At 55.9% G+C, this 18,058-nt stretch carries 14 protein-coding genes; 4 read left to right on the plus strand and 10 right to left on the minus strand.

Annotated elements, in window-relative coordinates; all coding sequences use genetic code 11:
* Positions 1 to 134 precede the first annotated feature (134 nt).
* From yjjJ to HV355_RS00025, 5 genes are read right to left on the minus strand one after another with little or no spacing between them, the layout of a single operon-like run.
* Positions 135 to 1,439: a type II toxin-antitoxin system HipA family toxin YjjJ gene (gene yjjJ, locus HV355_RS00005; RefSeq protein WP_126816518.1), complete on the minus strand. Its 1,305-nt coding sequence runs from the start codon at positions 1,437 to 1,439 to the stop codon at positions 135 to 137.
* Positions 1,440 to 1,483: 44 nt separating this feature from the next.
* A complete protein-coding gene (silA, locus tag HV355_RS00010) occupies positions 1,484 to 4,660 on the minus strand; it encodes a Cu(+)/Ag(+) efflux RND transporter permease subunit SilA (protein ID WP_182400607.1) in 3,177 nt (1,058 codons plus the stop codon).
* A gap of 10 nt (positions 4,661 to 4,670) precedes the next feature.
* The gene (locus HV355_RS00015) at positions 4,671 to 5,921 is read right to left on the minus strand and encodes an efflux RND transporter periplasmic adaptor subunit (RefSeq protein ID WP_182400608.1); all 1,251 of its coding nucleotides are present in this window, start codon (positions 5,919 to 5,921) and stop codon (positions 4,671 to 4,673) included.
* 11 nt (positions 5,922 to 5,932) lie between these two features.
* The gene (gene cusF, locus HV355_RS00020; RefSeq protein WP_182400609.1) at positions 5,933 to 6,274 is read right to left on the minus strand and encodes a cation efflux system protein CusF; all 342 of its coding nucleotides are present in this window, start codon (positions 6,272 to 6,274) and stop codon (positions 5,933 to 5,935) included.
* Between the two features lie 29 nt (positions 6,275 to 6,303).
* The gene (locus HV355_RS00025; protein ID WP_182400610.1) at positions 6,304 to 7,689 is read right to left on the minus strand and encodes an efflux transporter outer membrane subunit; all 1,386 of its coding nucleotides are present in this window, start codon (positions 7,687 to 7,689) and stop codon (positions 6,304 to 6,306) included.
* Positions 7,690 to 7,879: 190 nt separating this feature from the next.
* Between HV355_RS00025 and HV355_RS00030 the strand changes: the two genes are divergently transcribed.
* Together HV355_RS00030 and HV355_RS00035 are read left to right on the plus strand one after the other, a co-directional pair.
* On the plus strand, positions 7,880 to 8,563 hold the full coding sequence (locus HV355_RS00030; protein WP_100166640.1) for a copper/silver response regulator transcription factor: 684 nt from the start codon (positions 7,880 to 7,882) through the stop codon (positions 8,561 to 8,563).
* Positions 8,553 to 10,010, plus strand: coding sequence for a Cu(+)/Ag(+) sensor histidine kinase (locus tag HV355_RS00035; protein ID WP_182400611.1), 1,458 nt, complete (start codon positions 8,553 to 8,555; stop codon positions 10,008 to 10,010). The genes HV355_RS00030 and HV355_RS00035 overlap by 11 nt, the downstream gene beginning before the upstream one ends.
* Before the next feature lie 3 nt (positions 10,011 to 10,013).
* On the opposite strand, the gene HV355_RS00040 is transcribed toward HV355_RS00035, so the two are convergent.
* Positions 10,014 to 10,919 carry a LysR family transcriptional regulator gene (locus tag HV355_RS00040; protein WP_182400612.1) on the minus strand — a complete coding sequence of 302 codons (906 nt, stop codon included), beginning with the start codon at positions 10,917 to 10,919 and terminating at the stop codon, positions 10,014 to 10,016.
* A 117-nt stretch (positions 10,920 to 11,036) separates the two neighbouring features.
* On the opposite strand from HV355_RS00040, the gene HV355_RS00045 reads away from it, so the two are divergent.
* The gene (locus tag HV355_RS00045) at positions 11,037 to 12,422 is read left to right on the plus strand and encodes an MFS transporter (protein ID WP_182400613.1); all 1,386 of its coding nucleotides are present in this window, start codon (positions 11,037 to 11,039) and stop codon (positions 12,420 to 12,422) included.
* A gap of 86 nt (positions 12,423 to 12,508) precedes the next feature.
* On the opposite strand, the gene HV355_RS00050 is transcribed toward HV355_RS00045, so the two are convergent.
* Genes HV355_RS00050 through HV355_RS00060 form a run of 3 tightly spaced genes read right to left on the minus strand, consistent with a single transcriptional unit; the run spans position 12,509 to position 15,219 of the window.
* A complete protein-coding gene (locus tag HV355_RS00050; protein WP_148400709.1) occupies positions 12,509 to 13,504 on the minus strand; it encodes a DUF2891 domain-containing protein in 996 nt (331 codons plus the stop codon).
* Between the two features lie 9 nt (positions 13,505 to 13,513).
* Positions 13,514 to 14,500, minus strand: a complete 987-nt coding sequence (locus HV355_RS00055; RefSeq protein ID WP_100166635.1) for a DUF979 domain-containing protein — start codon at positions 14,498 to 14,500, stop codon at positions 13,514 to 13,516.
* The gene (locus HV355_RS00060; protein ID WP_010431244.1) at positions 14,497 to 15,219 is read right to left on the minus strand and encodes a DUF969 domain-containing protein; all 723 of its coding nucleotides are present in this window, start codon (positions 15,217 to 15,219) and stop codon (positions 14,497 to 14,499) included. Before HV355_RS00060 ends, HV355_RS00055 begins: the two co-directional genes overlap by 4 nt.
* Positions 15,220 to 15,420: 201 nt before the next feature.
* Here HV355_RS00060 and HV355_RS00065 point away from each other — a divergent pair, with 201 nt between their 5' ends.
* Entirely contained in the window at positions 15,421 to 15,966 is a 546-nt protein-coding gene (locus tag HV355_RS00065; protein WP_108417443.1) for a winged helix DNA-binding protein, read from the plus strand.
* 1 nt (position 15,967) lies between these two features.
* Here HV355_RS00065 and glgX read toward each other — a convergent pair whose 3' ends face one another.
* Positions 15,968 to 18,043: a glycogen debranching protein GlgX gene (gene glgX, locus HV355_RS00070; protein WP_182400614.1), complete on the minus strand. Its 2,076-nt coding sequence runs from the start codon at positions 18,041 to 18,043 to the stop codon at positions 15,968 to 15,970.
* Positions 18,044 to 18,058: the final 15 nt, after the last annotated feature.

The following is an 18,058-nucleotide window of genomic DNA, read 5'->3' on the forward strand; positions in this document are numbered from 1 at the left end:
GAATATTATGGTCACATACCCACTCTGCATAATCGAGCCTGGCGCAAGCTAATCATCCAGACTCGTGAAGCTCACACACCTCGCTAACCATTTCCCCTAAAAACCCCGCCATAAACTGGCGGGATTTATACTCATTATCCCAGGCGCGATATCCTTGACCTCGCCTCGTCAAGATGTGCGCGTAACGCCGTCAAACAAGGTGCAAAGCTGGCAGAGAAACGGTCGCAATCGCGGGCTAAAGCATAAAATCGCTCCGCCAGTTCCAGCGCTTCACGCCAGGTTTCCCCACCGATCGCATCAAGTAGCGTTGCCGGACGAAGTGTATTCACTATTTCGCCACCTGACTTAGGCGCAAACCCCATAGGCAGAATGTCGTAGGCTGGCGCAAGATGATACGGACGACCATGAGCACTGATGAACGACAGATTGCCGTGATGCATGTCGGTATTGCCGATTAGCATCCCAAACGCCCAAAGTCGTGCCGTGCCGGTCGCCGCGTCAGGGTGAACACATCCCTGCTTCACCAGTTCATTAACCAGAACAGGCCAGGCTTCTCTCGCGCGGCCTACAAATTCCGCCTCCAGAGCCCGCAAAGAAAAAAGACCTTTACGGCCAAGTTGGCCAATACGGTCAAAGCGAGGGATCTCAAGGAAGCGCTGCCCTGCGAAATCAAACACCTCGGTTTCGACACCAAGCACGCTTAGCGCAAGATGTTCAGCCAGTAGCAAATCTCGCCAGCGTTCACTGATGGGGTTATCGTCTGCAGCCGTGAATTTCACGATGACGTGACCGCGTTCGGTATAGGTGCAAAATTTGGGTTGCTCACCTCCAGCGGACGAACCCGGTGCCTCTCCGGAACTCACGGCCAGAGCCAACGACGGGTAAGCCATCGCCCGATCCACCGCAACAGGCAGTGGCATCTCTACAAAATGATTCCTCGCCTGTTCACCGATTAATAGGTTCCCCACCGCATCGTGCCCATGAGCCAGCAAGGCCCTGATCACATCTGAGTCGGCCCAGTTTTCTGGATTTGCCGGCAGGCCAAGCTCGGATGAATACCGGGAAGCATACGCGCGTCCCAGATACCCCTGAGGTCGCATGTCAAATAACCACCAGGGAAGTCCATCGCTATGAAGGCACACATTGTCCGTTTGTTCCATCACAAATCCGTCTGGATAAACCGGAATGAGCCTACCCAGCGGTTTGACCTGTCCCTCTTCTGTTATGCGGTAAATGGGGGCCGAACTGAACCCCCGAAACGCATCGCGTAGCACATAGTGAATAGATGGACCGGTGCCAATTCGAACAACCTCATCACCAAGCGCTTTCATCGCTCGCGAGATGGTTGGCTGACTAATTCCCATAATATCAGTAAGTTGCCTTACTGATGTAGGGCCTTGCCTCAGCAGCTGTCGTATCGTTTCAGAACGGTCTGTCATTATTGTGAATCGCTGTGTGAATAGGTTATTGAATAGCTAATTTATCAGGTGTTGTGCTCCCTGTCATCTTCAGCAAATGCTGTCGCCGTTTTATGCCTGCGCAACCAGATCAGCTTGTACGCCGCAGGTATAATAAACAGCGATAGCAGCGGCGCCGTGATCATCCCGCCAATCATCGGTGCCGCTATCCGGCTCATGACCTCTGACCCGGCACCGGTACCCCACAGAATGGGCAGCAGACCGGCAATGATCACCGCAACGGTCATCGCCTTTGGCCGCACGCGCAGCACGGCGCCATGATAAAGGGCGTCATCAAGCCCTTGCTCGGTGAACGTTTCACGACGAGACAACTCCGGGTGCGCTTCAATGGCCTGACGCAGATACATCAGCATGACTACCCCAAACTCAGCCGCGACGCCAGCCAGCGCGATAAACCCGGTTCCGGTTGCGACAGACATATGGAAGCCCTGCCAGTACAGGAACCATATTCCTCCAACCAGTGCGAACGGCAGGCTCATCAGAATCAGCAAGGCTTCGTCCACGCGACGGAAGGCCAGATATAACAGAATGAAAATGATCATCACCGTCATCGGCACCATCAGCTTCAGTTTTTTATTGGCATGCTCGAGTAGCTCAAACTGTCCAGAGAATGACACGCTGGTTCCCGGCCTCAGTTTTACCTTCTGGCTGATGGCTGTCTTAATGTCGTTTACCACCGACACCATGTCCCTGCCCCGCGCATCAATGTAAATCCAGCTGGCGGGACGGGCATTTTCCGTTTTCAACATGGTTGGACCGGAAACGACGTTAATCTCTGCCACATCGCCAAGGGTGATTTGCTGCTTCATCGGCGTCAGGATCGGCATCTCCTTCAGCGCCTGCGGGCTGTTCCGGTAATCCTGCGGATAGCGGATATTGATCGGATACCGGGCCACGCCTTCTACCGTTTCCCCTACCGTCGCGCCGCCGATGGCTGAGGAGACGAACAGTTGCACATCGCCCACCGTCATGCCGTAGCGGGAGGCTTTTTCACGGTTGATATCCACATCAACGTAGCGTCCCCCTTCCAGACGTTCAGCCAGTGCCGAGACCACGCCCGGCACGGTTTTGGCTACCGCCTCAATGCTCTGCGCCGTTGCGTCGATATCCGACAAAACGGTACCCGACACCTTGATCCCTATCGGACTTTTGATCCCGGTTGAGAGCATATCAATGCGGTTACGGATGGGCGGCACCCAGAGATTGGCAAGCCCCGGCAAACGAACCGTCTGATCCAGTTCATCGATAATCTTGTCAATCGTCATGCCCGGCCGCCACTGGTCTTCCGGCTTGAGCTGAATGGTCGTTTCAACCATTTCAAGCGGCGCGGAATCTGTTGCGGTTTCAGCCTTACCCGTCTTACCAAACACGGAAGCCACTTCCGGGACGGTTTTGATTAACTTGTCCGTGGTCTGTAATAGCGCCGCCGCTTCTGCCGGAGAGACCCCCGGCAAGGTCGACGGCATATACAGCAGATCGCCCTCATTGATCTTCGGCAGAAACTCACCGCCCACCTGACTCAAAGGCCAGATAACCGTGAAGATGGATAACGCCGCAACCAGCAGGGTAGTTTTAGGCCAGTGGAGCACCCTGAGCAGTAACGGGTGATAGGCCTTGATCAGCAGCCGGTTAAGGGGATTGCGGGTTTCCGCAGGGATTTTCCCGCGGATCCAGAACCCCATCAGAATAGGAATAACAATGATGGCCAGCGCGGCTGCACCTGCCATGGAGTATGTTTTAGTAAAGGCCAGCGGGCCAAACAACCGCCCTTCCTGTCCTTCAAGGGTAAATATAGGAATGAAGGATAAGGTGATGATCAGCAGGCTGATAAACAGCGCGGGGCCAACCTCCACGGAGGCGTTGGTGATCACCTGCCAGCGGGTGGCGTTATCAATCTGCTCTCCGGGATGCTGATGATCCCACTCCTCGAGCCGTTTATGCGCATTTTCAATCATCACAATGGCGGCATCCACCATTGCGCCGACGGCGATGGCGATCCCACCCAGCGACATAATATTGGCGTTCAGCCCCTGGAAGTGCATGACGATAAAGGCAATGCACAGGCCGAGCGGCAAAGAAATGATGGCGACCAGCGCAGAGCGGACGTGCCAGAGGAACAGGGCGCAGACAATAGCCACCACGATAAACTCTTCAAGCAGCTTGGAACTCAGATTGTCGATTGCCCGGTCGATTAGCTGGCTGCGATCGTAGGTGGTCACAATCTCAACGCCTTCCGGCAGACTGGCTTTCAGCGTCTCCAGTTTATCTTTTACCGCAGTAATGACCTCACGCGCATTTTTGCCCGAACGCAGGATCACGACGCCCCCGGCGACTTCCCCCTGCCCGTTGAGTTCGGCAATACCGCGTCGCATTTCCGGCCCCGTCTGCACGCGAGCAACATCACGCAGATAAATGGGGACCCCGTTCTCCCCGGTTTTCAGGACGATATTATTGAAGTCATCAAGGGTCTGGAGATAACCGCTGGCGCGAACCATATACTCCGCTTCCGCGATTTCAATGGATGAGCCCCCTGCTTCCTGGTTGGACGATTCAAGGGCCTGCTTAACCTCAGGCAGGCTTACGCCGTACTGGGCCAGTTTTAACGGATCAACCTGAATCTGATACTGCTTCACCACGCCGCCGACAGACGCCACCTCGGCCACGTTTGGAATGGTTTTCAGTTCAAACTTGAGGAACCAGTCCTGAAGAGATCGCAGTTCCGCGAGATCGTGTTTTCCGCTGCGATCGACCAGCGCATACTCAAATATCCAGCCCACGCCCGTGGCATCAGGCCCGATTTCAGCGCTCACCCCGGCGGGCAGTCTACCCTGCACCTGATTCAGATACTCCAGCACGCGTGACCTGGCCCAGTAGAGATCTGTCCCATCTTCAAAAATGACATACACGTAGGAATCACCAAACTGGGAAAACCCGCGCACGGTCTTTGCGCCCGGCACCGACAGCATGGTGGTGGTGAGCGGATACGTCACCTGGTTTTCAACAATCTGCGGAGCCTGGCCGGGATAGCTGGTTTTAATAATGACCTGAACATCAGACAGATCGGGCAAGGCATCGACCGGCGTGTTGATGATGGTCCAGGTTCCCCAGACGCTGAGAAACAGCGCCCCCATCATCACCAGAAAACGATTGGCGACTGACCGCCGGATAATCCATTCAATCATCGTCGTCTCCTTAGTGGCCAGCATGCGCGTCGTCATGTTTTTCAGGATGCCGCATGCGTTCCAGCGCACCGGTAATATTGGCCTCAGAGTCAATCAGGAACAGGCCGCTGACCACCACCGACTCCCCTTCATTCAGGCCTGAACCAATACCTGACTGTTGCTGAGATTCGTGCAGCACGTGGATCGGTTTCGGCACAAAACGCCCCTCCGCATCGACCGTAATCACGCGCTGTTCTTTGCCGGTATCGATAACGGCCTGAGACGGGATCAGCAGCATGTCCTGGCTTTGGGTATTCAGCTTCAGATAGGCATTCATACCCGGTTTCAGACGTTCATCTTTATTGGAAACCTGCAGGCGCACCTGCAGCGTGCGAGTGGCCGGGTCCACGCTCGGCAGAAGGTTCCATTTTTCAACGGGGAAAGATGTGTCCGGATAAGCCGGTACGGAAACAGCAAACTGCGACGTGTCTTTCAGGAGATACGCGATGGACTCAGGGACGGCGGCGCTGATCCAGACGGGGTCCATCCCCTGAATCTGTGCCACCACTTTATCTTTTGAAATATTCATTCCGGTGCGCAGGTCAAACGCGGTGATCACCCCGTCGATGGGGGCTTTAATGGTAAATCGGGTCTGAATCGTTCGGCTGGCGCGCAGCCTTTGTATATCGTCGTCTGGCATGCCTGCCAGTCGCAGCCGCTCAAGCACCCCTTTAATCTGGGTAGGCGTTCCGCCGGTGCCGGATAACAGCAAAAACTCACTCTGCGCTTCGACCCAGTCCGGGATCGTGATATCAATCAGCGGCGTGCCTTTCTTCACATGGTCGCCCGTTGTCAGCGGGTACACCTTCTCAACGAAACCTTCAGCGCGTGCCTGCACAATGACAAACTGATAGTCGTTATAGCTGACGTTGGCTGGGATGGTCTGGGAATAATTCAGCTTCCCCCGCGTGACTTTTTGCGTTTTTAATCCCAGGTTCTGAACCTGTGTCGGATCAATACGAATACCGACGCTGCTTTTCTCGTCGTCTTCATCCGCATATTTTGGCACCAGGTCCATATCCATAAAGGGCGATTTACCGGGTTTATCAAATTTAACGTCTGGTTTCATCGGGTCATACCAGAAAAGTACCTTTCGCTCGGGTACGGTCTTTTCTGTTTTATCCACTGAATGCATCGCCTGCCAGGCCGTCACTGAAATCAGCCCGCCTGCTATAAGGCTGGAAATAATCATTGCAGCATATTTTATTTTAAAAGACGCCATGCCGTTTCTCGCTATTTAATGCTCTTCAGTAAAGAGATATTGCCCTGCTGCACAAACGAAAAATTAACCTGGCTACCCACTTTTAACGCCGTAATACTCTCGTCAGCCTGGGTAAAGGTGAAGCGCATGGTCATCGCGGGCCAACTCACCGCCGGGATAGCATCATGAGAAATGGTGATTTTCTTATTGGTGAGATCAATGTCCTTCACAATACCGGTTCCTTCAATCACCTGCTCTGAAGCGGCGTCGCTGGCAGCAGTCATTTCACCATGCTGATGAACTTCAGCCTGAAGGCCAGCAGAAAACATCACAGAGAGAGCACCAAATACAACGGCTTTAATGGAATTACGCATATTCATTGTCCTGTTAAATGATAAATAAGTTATTCAACCCAGCCGCCACCCAGTGCGGTGTAGAGATTAATTTCATTCACCTGTCTGGAATTGGTCAGGTCGAGTAGGGTTTGCTGTGTGGCGAAAAGAGAACGCTCTGCATCAAGCACTTCGATATAGCTCACCGCGCCGCTGGCATATAATCCTCTGGCGCGCTGAAGGGTAATTTGCAGTGAATCCAGATAACGCTGCTGCGCATCAATTTGATTGTTAATGCTGTCACGCAGAGCGAGCGCATCAGCAACGTCTTTAAATGCAGCCTGAATTTTTTGTTCGTAATTCACAACCGACTGCTGCTGGCGAATTTCAGCCAGCTTCAGGTTGGCGTTATTCCTTCCGGCATTGAAAATTGGAATGTCGATTTTAGGAATAAAATTCCACATTCCGCTCGCCGGTGTGAACAGGCTGGATAACGCCGTACTGCTTGTTGAAAGTCCACTTGTCAGCGAAATTGAAGGGAAAAAAGCGGCTCGCGCAGCGCCAATATTGGCATCAGCCGCTTTCAGCTGATACTCCGCCTCCATGATGTCCGGGCGCTGAAGCAGAATGTCTGATGACAGATTGGGCGGCAGCTTTACGGGTGTCAGAGCGCTATCGCTCGCACCGTTTTCTGATGGGAGCGCGCGATACGTGCCCAGCACGAGCTGCAGGGCATTATTGGCCTGCGCCAGCTCGCCCTCTCTTTTGGCAATCTCCGCGCGGGTGCTTTCGATTTGTCCACGGGCCTGTTCCAGCGCGAGGACGTTCGTGCTGCCCGTCACCAGCTGCTGCTCTACAAAAGCATAAGACTGTTGATAATTTTTCAGCGTCTCGCGCGCAATACGCAGCTGTTTGTAGGCCAGCTGCTGGCTGAAATAACTCTGCGACACGCTGGAGACAAGCAGAATATGTACCGCCCGGCGGGCTTCTTCGCTGGCAAAAAAGTTTTGTCTGTCTGCCTCACTCATGTTCCTGAGCTTGCCGAAAAAATCGAGTTCGTAGCTAAGCTCAAGGCCCGCGTCATACTCTTGTGATGTCGGCTTGTCACTTTTCAGCCCGCCGCTGTAGGTAATACCTGACGACGCATTCAACTGCGGATAGCGGTCTGCATCCGTGACGTTAAACTGCGCCCGGGCTTCTTCCACCTTCAGGGCCGCCTTGCGCAAATCGCGGTTATTGCTCAGGGCCTCGGCGATCAGCCTTGTCACCTGGGAATCGGCAAAAAAGTTGCGCCACCCACGGTCCTGATAATTCTGCGCTGCGGGCATCAGACCGTTGCGAGACAGTGAAAACTGCTGCGGGACCGGTGCCGCGGGGCGCTGGTATTCAGGTGCCAGGGAGACGCAGCCTGCAAGGAGGAAAATTGTGCTGATGCTAAGTCGTTTTAAGGTGAACATAACGCTTCTCGTCCAGGCAGACCTGGTAAATGATTCCAATGAAGTCCAGAGTGTTACCAGGGTTACTCTAACGAAATCATCCTGTTTGCCCGGTGACAGGATAATGACAATGTTGTCATTTTTAGGGTAAGCCGTTGATTACGGCCTTCGGCGCAATAGAATGTCGCTAGCAGCCAGTCAGGGGAGCAAGATGAAAATACTGATCGTTGAAGACGAGATTAAAACAGGCGAATACCTCAGCAAGGGGCTGACGGAGGCGGGCTTTGTGGTGGACTACGCTGACAATGGCCTGAACGGATATCATCTCGCCATGACCGCCGGGTATGATCTGCTGATTCTGGATATCATGCTGCCTGATGTGAACGGCTGGGATATCGTCCGCATGCTGCGTTCTGCCGGGAAAGGGATGCCGATACTGTTACTGACGGCCCTCGGCACGATTGAACACCGGGTTAAGGGGCTTGAGCTGGGCGCAGATGATTACCTGGTAAAACCTTTCGCGTTTGCTGAGCTTCTCGCTCGGGTGAGAACGCTGCTAAGGCGCGGTAATACGGCGATAGCCGAGAGCCAGTTCAACGTGGCGGACCTGACGATCGATCTCATCTCCCGGAAGGTCACCCGCGCCGGAAACCGTATTCTGTTAACCAGCAAAGAGTTCAGCCTGCTGGAGTTTTTCATCCGGCATCAGGGCGAAGTCCTGCCCCGCTCCCTGATTGCTTCGCAGGTGTGGGACATGAACTTTGACAGCGACACCAACGCCATCGACGTCGCGGTTAAGCGCCTGCGCGCCAAAATAGATAATGATTATGAGCCGAAACTGATCCAGACCGTCCGCGGCGTCGGCTATATGCTGGAGGCGCCGGATGCAAAATAAGCCCGCCAGGCGTCCATTCTCTCTTGCCCTGAGGCTGACGTTTTTTATCAGCCTCTCTACGATCCTCGCTTTTTTCGCTTTTACCTGGTTTATGCTGCATTCGGTTGAAAAGCATTTTGCCGAACAGGATATTAGCGATCTGCAGCAAATCAGTACCGCAATGCACCGCATACTGCAGTCACCGGCCGATCCCGATGAACGAAAGGTCAGTAAAATCAAAGAGTCGATTGCCAGTTACCGCAACGTCGCCGTGCTGCTTCTGGATCCTCAGGGGAAAGAACTGTTCAGTTCAGCGCAAGGCGCGGCATTACGCCCTGCGATAAATACGGCGGATTTTGGCACACACCGCCGCGCGCAGGATGTGTTTCTCTGGACGGTAGAAGACCCGTCCATGCCCGCGCACTCCGGTCCCGAAATGAAAATGGAAACCTACCGAATTATCGCCTCTTCTGGAACGGCTGCATTTCAGGGAAAAACGCAGAACTACGTCATGCTTATCGGGCTTTCCATCAATTTTCATCTTCACTACCTCGATGCGCTGAAAAAGAATCTGCTCGCGATTGCTGCTGTTATCAGCGTGCTGATTATTCTTGTCATCCGCATCGCGGTTCGCCAGGGACACCTGCCCCTGCGTAACGTTAGCACCGCTATCAAAAATATCACCTCTGAAAATCTGGATGTGCGGCTGGAGCCGTCCCGCGTGCCTGTTGAGCTGGAACAACTGGTGATCTCCTTCAACCATATGATTGAAAAAATTGAGGATGTCTTTACCCGTCAGGCCAATTTTTCTGCCGATATCGCGCACGAAATCAGAACCCCCATCACCAACCTGATGACGCAAAGCGAGATTGCCCTAAGCCAGAACCGGACGCAGAAAGAGCTTGAAGACGTGCTCTATTCCAGCCTTGAAGAGTACACCCGGATGACCCGCATGGTCAGCGACATGCTGTTTCTCGCCCAGGCGGATAATAACCAGCTGATCCCTGACCGGGTCATGTTTGATTTACGTGCAGAGGTGATGAAAGTTTTCGATTTCTTTGAAGCCTGGGCGGAAGAGCGCAACATCACGCTGAAATTCAACGGGATGCCCTGCCTGGTTGAAGGCGATCCCCAGATGTTCAGGCGAGCAATCAATAACCTGTTATCCAATGCCCTGCGCTATACGCCGGAAGGACAGGCTGTGACCGTCTCACTCACAGAACAAGATAGCTATTTTGTTCTGATGATGGAAAACCCCGGCACGCCCATCCCCGAAGCGCATTTGCCGAGACTGTTCGACCGCTTCTATCGTGTGGATCCGTCCAGGCAACGTAAAGGCGAAGGCAGCGGGATCGGGCTTGCCATCGTCAAATCCATTGTGGTTGCCCATCATGGAAAAGTGCGTGTGGAATCTGACGCTCGCTCGACGCGGTTTATCTTGTCTGTGCCAAAGGCGATATCGCGCTAAGGCTCACTGCGCATCCTGACAGACTTCGCGCACTTTCTCTCTCAACCAGCGGTGCCCCGGATCCTGCTCCATTCGCGGGTGCCACATCTGGGAAACCGTAATGGTCCGGGCTTTAAACGGCAGTTCGAAGACGTGCAAACTTTCCGTCATGGTTTGATTGCGCAGATACAGTGCGGGAACCATCGCAATGAGATCGGATGCCAGCGCCACGGATAACGCCGTCGGGAAGCCCGGCACCACGCTGGCCACTTTACGTTTCATACTCTGTTCCGCCAAAACATCATCGACAAAGCCGTGTAACGAACCGTCAGGCGAGGCGACCACATGGCCCCATGACACATAATCGTTGATGCTGATTGCCGACAGCGCGGCCAGCGGATGTCCTTTGCGTACCGCACCCACAAACCGGTCCTGAAATAACCGCTGCAAACGTATCTCCGGTCCCATGTTGCTCTGTACGCCAATTTCCAGGTCAACCAGCCCCTCACGCAGATACCGCGACGTTTTTTCAGGCTTCGGTGCGAAGCGTATACAGACCTCAGGGGCAGCCGCGGCAACGGCGGCAATCAGGGCAGGACCAAAGGCCACTACGAAGCCATCATTTGCCCGAATGGTGAAAAGTCGTGCCAGCGTTTGGACGTTAAGCGTCTCGGTGGAGGGCTGGAGCACCGCCCTCGCCTCGTGCACGGCGTTTCTGGCCCGGTCCCGGGTGGCTTCTGCCCAGGGCGTCAGCACCATGTGACGTCCGGCCCGAACCAGAATCGGATCGCCGGTCACTTCACGCAGCCTGCTCAGCGTTCGGCTCATGGCGGAGGTGCTCAGGTTTATACGCCGCGCCGCAGCGGCTACGCTGGCTTCAGCCAGCAAAACGTCGAGGGCAACCAGCAAATTGAAATCAGGGTCGGTCACGTTATCTCCTCATATAAGGCGTTATACGCAACGAATGAATGCACAGGCTGCGTCTTCCGCCTTGTATACCCCATGATTATAGTTTCGTCATCACTATTCTTTTCTGGAGTAAATATCATGACGCTGTTTTCAAACCAGCCCGGCGATGAGGGATTACCGGGACATGAACGTGCTCGGGTCATGGTCGCGCTGATGACCACCACGCTGATGGGCGTCTTTGATGGCACCATGATTAACGTAGCGCTGCCCTCCATGGCGAGCGCGATGCAGGTCTCTGCGAATGTCGCAGTATGGTTTGCCAACGGTTACCTGCTGTCGGCGGCGATGACGCTGGCTATCTTCGCGGCGCTGGCAGCGCGCATGGGCTATCGCCCGGTGTTTCTGGCGGGTCTTGCGACGTTCACGCTTACCTCCCTTGGCTGCGCGCTGGCGACGACGCCGGACATGCTGATCGGGATGCGTGTTTTGCAAGGCATAGGGGGTGCGGCCACGTTGAGTATCGCCCCGGCGATACTGCGCTCCGTTTTCCCTGGACGACTGCTTGGCCGCGTTCTGGGGCTGCACGCCCTGCTGATTGCCGCCAGCACGGCCATAGCGCCGGTGCTGGGCGGCACGATCCTGGAGGCGCTGCGCTGGGAATGGCTGTTTGCGATTAACATTATTCCGGGAAGTGTCGCACTGCTGCTGGCCTGGAAGGCGTTACCGCGCGGTTCGGCTTCCAGTAAAACGCCCTTTGACACCGCAGGTGCGGTGCTCTCGGCGATTCTGCTCGGTTCGACAATCATGACCGCGAACAGTTTCCAGCACGTCAGCCATGAGGCGGTGTTTTGGGCGGGTATTGCCCTGCTCAGCGCCACCGCCTTCATCTGGCATATTCGCCGCGTCCAAAGCCCCTTACTGCCCCCCGTTATCTTCCGCAACGGCCGCTTTACGCTCGCCGCACTCACCTCACTTGCGTCGTTTGTCAGCCAGGGCATCACCTTTATCGCGCTGCCGTTTATGTTTCAGAGCGTGTATGGCTACAGCCCGCTGGAATCGGCCCTTCTGTTCACGCCCTGGCCGATTGGCATCGTGTTGATTGCCCCTCACGCGGGCCGTTGGGCAGATACGATTTCCGCGCCGCTGATTTCCACCATCGGGCTGATGATTTTTGCCGTTGGGTTGATCCTGCTGGCGACGTTACCCGCAAGCCCTCCCACATGGGATATCTGCCTGCGCAGTCTGGTATGCGGTATTGGGTTTGGCTGCTTCCAGAGCCCTAATAATCGGGAAATGCTCGCTAACGTGGCGCGGGAGAATGCCAGCTATGCGTCCGGGGTATTGTCCATCGTCAGGACCTTCGGGCAGTGTCTGGGGGCGGCCGTGGTGGGTGTTTGGCTGGCTGCGACGACGGGCTCGGACCAGGCCGTTCACTTTGCGCTGTGGACTGCGGTGGTCGCCTCTGCCGGGTCGGTGTTGTTTAGCCTGAGCCGACTGCGCGCCGCCGTTCGGGCATCAGCCTGATTCGCCCGGCGGCGCTACGCTTACCTGGCCTACAATGTAGGCCAGGTAAGCGTAGCGCCACCCGGCAAAAAAGACGACGCGTTTATTTACTCCAGCGCCAGCAGCGCAAAGCTCGCCAGCCAGTGCCCGCCGCTGTAGTGGCTGCCCACCACGTGCTCGACGCTTGCCGTCAGGTGTTTCGCCACGGCATCACGCAGCGCCTGCTGTCCCGGATGGTTCTCCGGCAGCGCCTTTGCGATGTGCTTCATACACCAGGCGCGGCTGAGGTTTAACCCGTCCAGATGGGCAATTTTCGGGTCGGAACGGTCGCTCACCTCCGCCGGGTTCATCAGTGCCGCAACAGTCTCTACGTCAGGGAGGAATTTATCGAACCATGCCGGGAAGTTATCCGTTACCTTGCTCATCAGCAGCGCCTCGGTCAGCGCGCCGGAAATATACTCATCGCCGCCCGGTTCGTAGTGCGCCGGATAGCGCGTATCGGCGAAATAAAACCGCTCAGCCGCCGTCAGAATCGCCTGCTCCAGCCCGCTGTCCTGCACGGCACGGGCGTAATCCAGCCCCAGCGCGAGGGCAAACGCCGTGTTGTAGTGCGTTCCGACGCGGATCGGATAGGTAAGCTTGCTGAGATAATCCACCAGCCGGTTACGAATATCCTGGGTTAACGGCTCAAGCGTCTGGTACCAGACTGCGGCCTGCGGCAGCGACGACTGTTTCAGCTCCTGAGCCAGTGCCAGCAGCCAGCCGTAGCCATACGGACGTTCGAACGACGCGCGGAACGGCGCGGTGAAATAGGCCAGCTCTTTCGCCACGTTCTCGTCGGTCAGATGCTCGTCGATAAGCGCGACGATGTCATTCCGACACGGTAGCTCAGGATAGAGGCGCACGCAGCGCAGCAGCAGCCAGTAGCCGTGCACCGCCGAGTGCCAGTCAAAACAGCCGTAGAAAATGGGGTGCAGCTCGCGAGGCGGCAGAACATCGCCATCATCATTCAGCAGGTGCATGATGTGGTTCGGGTATTCCTGGCGCAAATAGGTCAAAGGCATGCGGGCAAACGCGTCTGCCTGATGTTGCGTTAATTCCATATCAGCTCCTTAGCGAAACACGAGGAAATACATTAAGAACACGTTCACCACCAGCAGGGTTAACGCGGTCGGGATCTGGATCTTGATCACCTGATATTTGTCTTTGAGTTCCAGCAGCGCGGCGGGAACGATATTGAAGTTCGCGGCCATCGGCGTCATCAGCGTGCCGCAGTAGCCCGCGTACATGCCAATCGCCAGCAGCGGTGCCGGGTTGCCGTGATGCACGTTAATCAGGAACGGTAAGGCGATACCGGCACTTAATACCGGGAAAGCGGCAAAGGCGTTACCCATGATCATGGTAAACAGCGCCATACCCACGCAGTAAATCACCACCAGCATGAAGCGGCTATCCGGGTTCACGAACAGGCTGACCACCTTCTGCACCGAATCGCCGGTATTGGCCGCCACGAACACGCCGCCGAGCATCGCCAGCATCTGCGGCAAGATCACCGCCCAGCCGATGGTGTCGACCAGACGACGAGACTGGCGGATAGCGTGCAGCGGTGTCCCCTTCGTTAGCCACCATCCGGTGAGGATCGCCGCGACGCAGGCCACGCACAGCGCCGCCAGGGTAAGCTGTTTCTGGTCGAGAAGATAAACGCCGCCAATCGACACGCCCTTCAGGAACAGCGTACCGATAACCGTCACCACCGGGATCATCAGCGCGGGCAGGAACAGCCAGTTTTTGAGCCGGTTCGATGAGGCAACGCGCTCCTCGTCGGAGGCCATTTTATAGTGCCCTTTCCCGACCAGACCAAAGCCCGCCAGCAGCGCGATAGCGATGACGCCGCCGCCAATGATCCGGTACGCCAGCGATTTCCCCAGCTCCTGTACCATCAGATCGCCAAACAGGAAGATCCCGCCGAATAAAAACCAGAACAGCGCGGTGGTAAAACGCTTCGGATTGGCGCGATCGCGCAGGGTCATAACGACCAGCAGCATCACGACAAAGCCGATGAGGTAGTACACGCGGTTAATGGTGATAAGCGTCATCATTGCGCCACCTCCTGTTTACCCTGCTCTGCACGCCAGGCCATGACGTCGCGACGAATGCTGGCATCCAGGCGCAGCAGGCGCGTCATATGAATAATTAATGCCGCAATGGCGGTGGGAATAGCCCACAGGCCGATATGCAGCGGTTCGATCCCCTGGATCCCGTTCTCTTTCAGGAAGGCGTCAATCAGCAGAACCGCACCGAAGGCGATAAAGATATCTTCGCCAAAAAAGACCGCGATATTGTCGCACGCGGCGGCATGGGCTTTGATTTTGTCGCGGATATGCTGCGGCAGTTCGCCATATTCGTTCAGCGCCGCCCCTTCGGCCATCGGGGCCAGCAGCGGGCGCACCGTCTGGGCATGGCCGCCAAGAGACATCAGACCCAGCGCCGCGGTTCCTTCACGCGCCACAAAATAGAGCATCAGAATACGCGCCGAGGTGGCGCTGGCGATCTTCGCCACCCAGGCCTGGGCGCGCTCTTTAAGCCCGTAGTATTCCAGAAGACCAATCACCGGCAGGATCAGGATGAAGGTGGCCAGCGATCGGCTATTCACAAACTTCTCGCCGAAGGTCTCCAGCAGCATCCCGAAATCCATCCCGACCAGCAGACCCGTCGCCAGCCCCGCCACCACGACCACCAGCAGCGGGTTGAAGCGCAGTGCAAAACCAATAACCACGATCGGTATCCCGATCAGCGGCAACAGCGTAGTACCGTCCATAAACGTTTACCCTATCCAAAGTGAGCGTTGCGCGCCGACGGCTATTTTTTTAATTTGCGGCGAGCGATGTTGTGTTTTGTTGGCAGGCTTCGCAAAACCTGCGCTAAAAAGCTATATCTGAACCTCAAAAACATGTAAACAATTTATCAATAAAATGTTCTTATTTTATCGATGAGTTTACATTTCTGGCTAAGGAACGTTATGACCTCAAAAAAGAGTGTTGCCTCAAACCACGACGATATTACGGATGGCCGCATCGTCTCCTCTCGCCACCTGGTGTCGGAACGCTGTGCGGAGCTATCGGAGCTGGAATACGCGCTGATCATGACCAGCAACGCGTTTAACAAATGGATGGTGCGCTGCATGACGGCTGCCGGCGAGCCGGATATGGGGGCATTTGACGTGTCGCTGCTGCATCATGTGAATCATCGCAACCGCAAGAAAAAATTGGCCGATATCTGCTTTGTCCTGAACGTGGAGGACACGCACGTGGTGACCTATGCGCTAAAGAAACTGGTGAAAGCGGGCTATGTGACGAGTGAGAAAGCGGGCAAGGAGCTCTTTTTCTCAACCACGGAGGAAGGCAAAGCCTTATGCATGAAGTACCGAGACGTGCGGGAAGCCTGCCTGATTAACATTCATGGAGAGAGCGGTATTTCAGGAGCGTCTATCGGGGAAACCGCGCAACTGCTGCGTACGATCTCCTCCCTGTATGATACCGCCGCACGGGCGGCGGCATCGCTGTGAGTTAAGGACGTCTGAAAAGCGAGATACTGCGTCCGGCCAGTTCGTAATCTACGGCCTGGGTGATAACCGTTCCGGCGGCAGTATCTTCAGCCGTAGACAGTTCAAGCACCCATCCACCTTCCCCAAACTGCGGGATCTGGAACGGAACCGGGCCTTCAAACGGGTTAAACAACATCAGCACATCGTGCCAGATGCCGTCCTCCTGTTTGAGATCCGGCCTGCTGATGGAGACCCCGAGCGTCGAGCCCTCATCCCACTGTTCGGCCTGCTGCGGCCCGCCTCCGGCATTAAACCAGCGGATCTCCAGCCCGTCGCGCCAGCTTTCACGGCGCAGTAACGGCTGTGAAGCGCGCAGGGCAATGAGACGGCGGGTAAAGTCGCGCAGCGCCTCGTCGTTTTCGGATAGCCCCTTCCAGTCTATCCACGAGATCTCGCTGTCCTGGCAGTAGCCGTTGTTATTGCCCTTCTGCGTGCGGCCAAACTCGTCGCCCGCCAGCAGCATCGGCGTGCCGTGGGAGAACAGCAGCGTGGTCAGGAAATTACGCTTCTGCCGCTCGCGCGTGACAATAATATCCGGGTTCTCCGTCGGCCCCTCTTCGCCATAGTTGTACGAGCGATTATCGTTATGCCCGTCGTTATTGTCCTCACCGTTGTCGGCGTTGTGCTTTTCGTTGTACGACACCAGGTCGTTCAGGGTAAAGCCGTCGTGAGCGGTGATGAAGTTAACGCTGGCCCACGGACGACGACCGCGCAGATCGTAGAGATCGCCGGAGCCCAGCAGACGCGCGGCAAAATCGGTTGAGACGTTATCGCCCTTCCAGTATTCGCGGACGGTGTCGCGGTATTTGTCGTTCCACTCGCCCCAGCCCGGCGGGAAACCGCCGACCTGATAGCCGCCGGGACCGATATCCCAGGGTTCGCCGATAAGCTTAAGCTTAGAGAGCACCGGATCCTGTGTGACCGCGTCAAAAAAACCGCCGCGCGGATCAAACCCTTCCGGCTCGCGGCCAAGGATGGTCCCTAAGTCAAAGCGAAAACCGTCAATATGCATCGATTCCGCCCAGTAGCGCAGGGAATCCATCACCATCTGCAGCACGCGCGGGTGCGAAGTGTTGACCGTGTTTCCCGTCCCGGTGTCGTTAATGTAATACCGGTGCTGGTCCGGCAGCGTGCGGTAATAGCTGTAGTTATCAATGCCCTTAAACGAGAGCGTTGGCCCAAGCTCGTTGCCTTCCGCCGTGTGGTTATACACCACGTCCAGAATGACCTCGATGCCCGCATCATGATACGCGCGTACCATGTCGCGGAAACCCTGGATCCCCGCTGGGCCGTAGTAGCGCGACGCCGGAGCGAAAAAGCCCAGCGTGTTATATCCCCAGAAGTTTTTCAGCCCGCGGTCAAGCAGATGCTGGTCGTCCGGGAACCAGTGAACCGGGAGCAGCTCAACCGAGGTGATGCCAAGACTCTTGATGTAATCGACCGAGGCTTTGTGTCCCATTCCCTCAAACGTCCCGCGCAGTTCGGGCGGAATGGCCGGGTTCATCTGGGTAAAGCCTTTCACGTGACTCTCGTAGACAACGGTATGCGGCCAGGGCACCTCCGGCCGGTTGTTGTCCTGCCAGTCGAAGGCGTCCGGATCGATAACCTTGCATTTGGGCGTGAACGGCGCGCTGTCGCGGGTATCAAAACTGAGATCCCGTTCATCATGCCCAAGCTCATAGCCAAAATGGGCGTCGTTCCAGTCGATATCGCCCACCAGTTCACGCGCGTACGGGTCGATAAGCAGCTTATGCGGGTTGAAGCGGTGGCCGTTTTCCGGGTCATAAGGACCATAGACGCGATAGCCGTACAGCGCGCCGGGCTTTAGATCGGGCACGTAGCCGTGCCAGACTTCATGGGTATATTCCGGGAGTTCCAGCCGGGCAATTTCCGTTTTGCCGGACGGGTCAAACAGACAGAGCTCCACCCGCTCTGCGTGCGCGGAGAAGAGCGCAAAGTTCACGCCTTTTCCGTCGTAGTTTGCGCCCAACTGCTGGCCGTGACCGGCCCGAATTTCAAACCTGTTATCCTTTGCCATTTTCGTTCTCCACGA

It is taken from the genome of Enterobacter sp. RHBSTW-01064, assembly GCF_014103035.1.
GTDB classification, from domain to species: Bacteria; Pseudomonadota; Gammaproteobacteria; order Enterobacterales; family Enterobacteriaceae; genus Enterobacter; species Enterobacter mori.

Coding starts and splice junctions, on each gene's coding strand:
- HV355_RS00035 (WP_182400611.1), top strand. CDS start 8,553: ATGCAAAATAAGCCCGCCAGGCGTCCATTCTCTCTTGCCCTGAGGCTG.
- HV355_RS00030 (WP_100166640.1), top strand. CDS start 7,880: ATGAAAATACTGATCGTTGAAGACGAGATTAAAACAGGCGAATACCTC.
- HV355_RS00050 (WP_148400709.1), bottom strand. CDS start 13,504: ATGGAATTAACGCAACATCAGGCAGACGCGTTTGCCCGCATGCCTTTG.
- HV355_RS00060 (WP_010431244.1), bottom strand. CDS start 15,219: ATGGACGGTACTACGCTGTTGCCGCTGATCGGGATACCGATCGTGGTT.
- HV355_RS00045 (WP_182400613.1), top strand. CDS start 11,037: ATGACGCTGTTTTCAAACCAGCCCGGCGATGAGGGATTACCGGGACAT.
- cusF (WP_182400609.1), bottom strand. CDS start 6,274: ATGCGTAATTCCATTAAAGCCGTTGTATTTGGTGCTCTCTCTGTGATG.
- HV355_RS00055 (WP_100166635.1), bottom strand. CDS start 14,500: ATGATGACGCTTATCACCATTAACCGCGTGTACTACCTCATCGGCTTT.
- HV355_RS00015 (WP_182400608.1), bottom strand. CDS start 5,921: ATGGCGTCTTTTAAAATAAAATATGCTGCAATGATTATTTCCAGCCTT.
- silA (WP_182400607.1), bottom strand. CDS start 4,660: ATGATTGAATGGATTATCCGGCGGTCAGTCGCCAATCGTTTTCTGGTG.
- HV355_RS00025 (WP_182400610.1), bottom strand. CDS start 7,689: ATGTTCACCTTAAAACGACTTAGCATCAGCACAATTTTCCTCCTTGCA.
- glgX (WP_182400614.1), bottom strand. CDS start 18,043: ATGGCAAAGGATAACAGGTTTGAAATTCGGGCCGGTCACGGCCAGCAG.
- HV355_RS00065 (WP_108417443.1), top strand. CDS start 15,421: ATGACCTCAAAAAAGAGTGTTGCCTCAAACCACGACGATATTACGGAT.
- yjjJ (WP_126816518.1), bottom strand. CDS start 1,439: ATGACAGACCGTTCTGAAACGATACGACAGCTGCTGAGGCAAGGCCCT.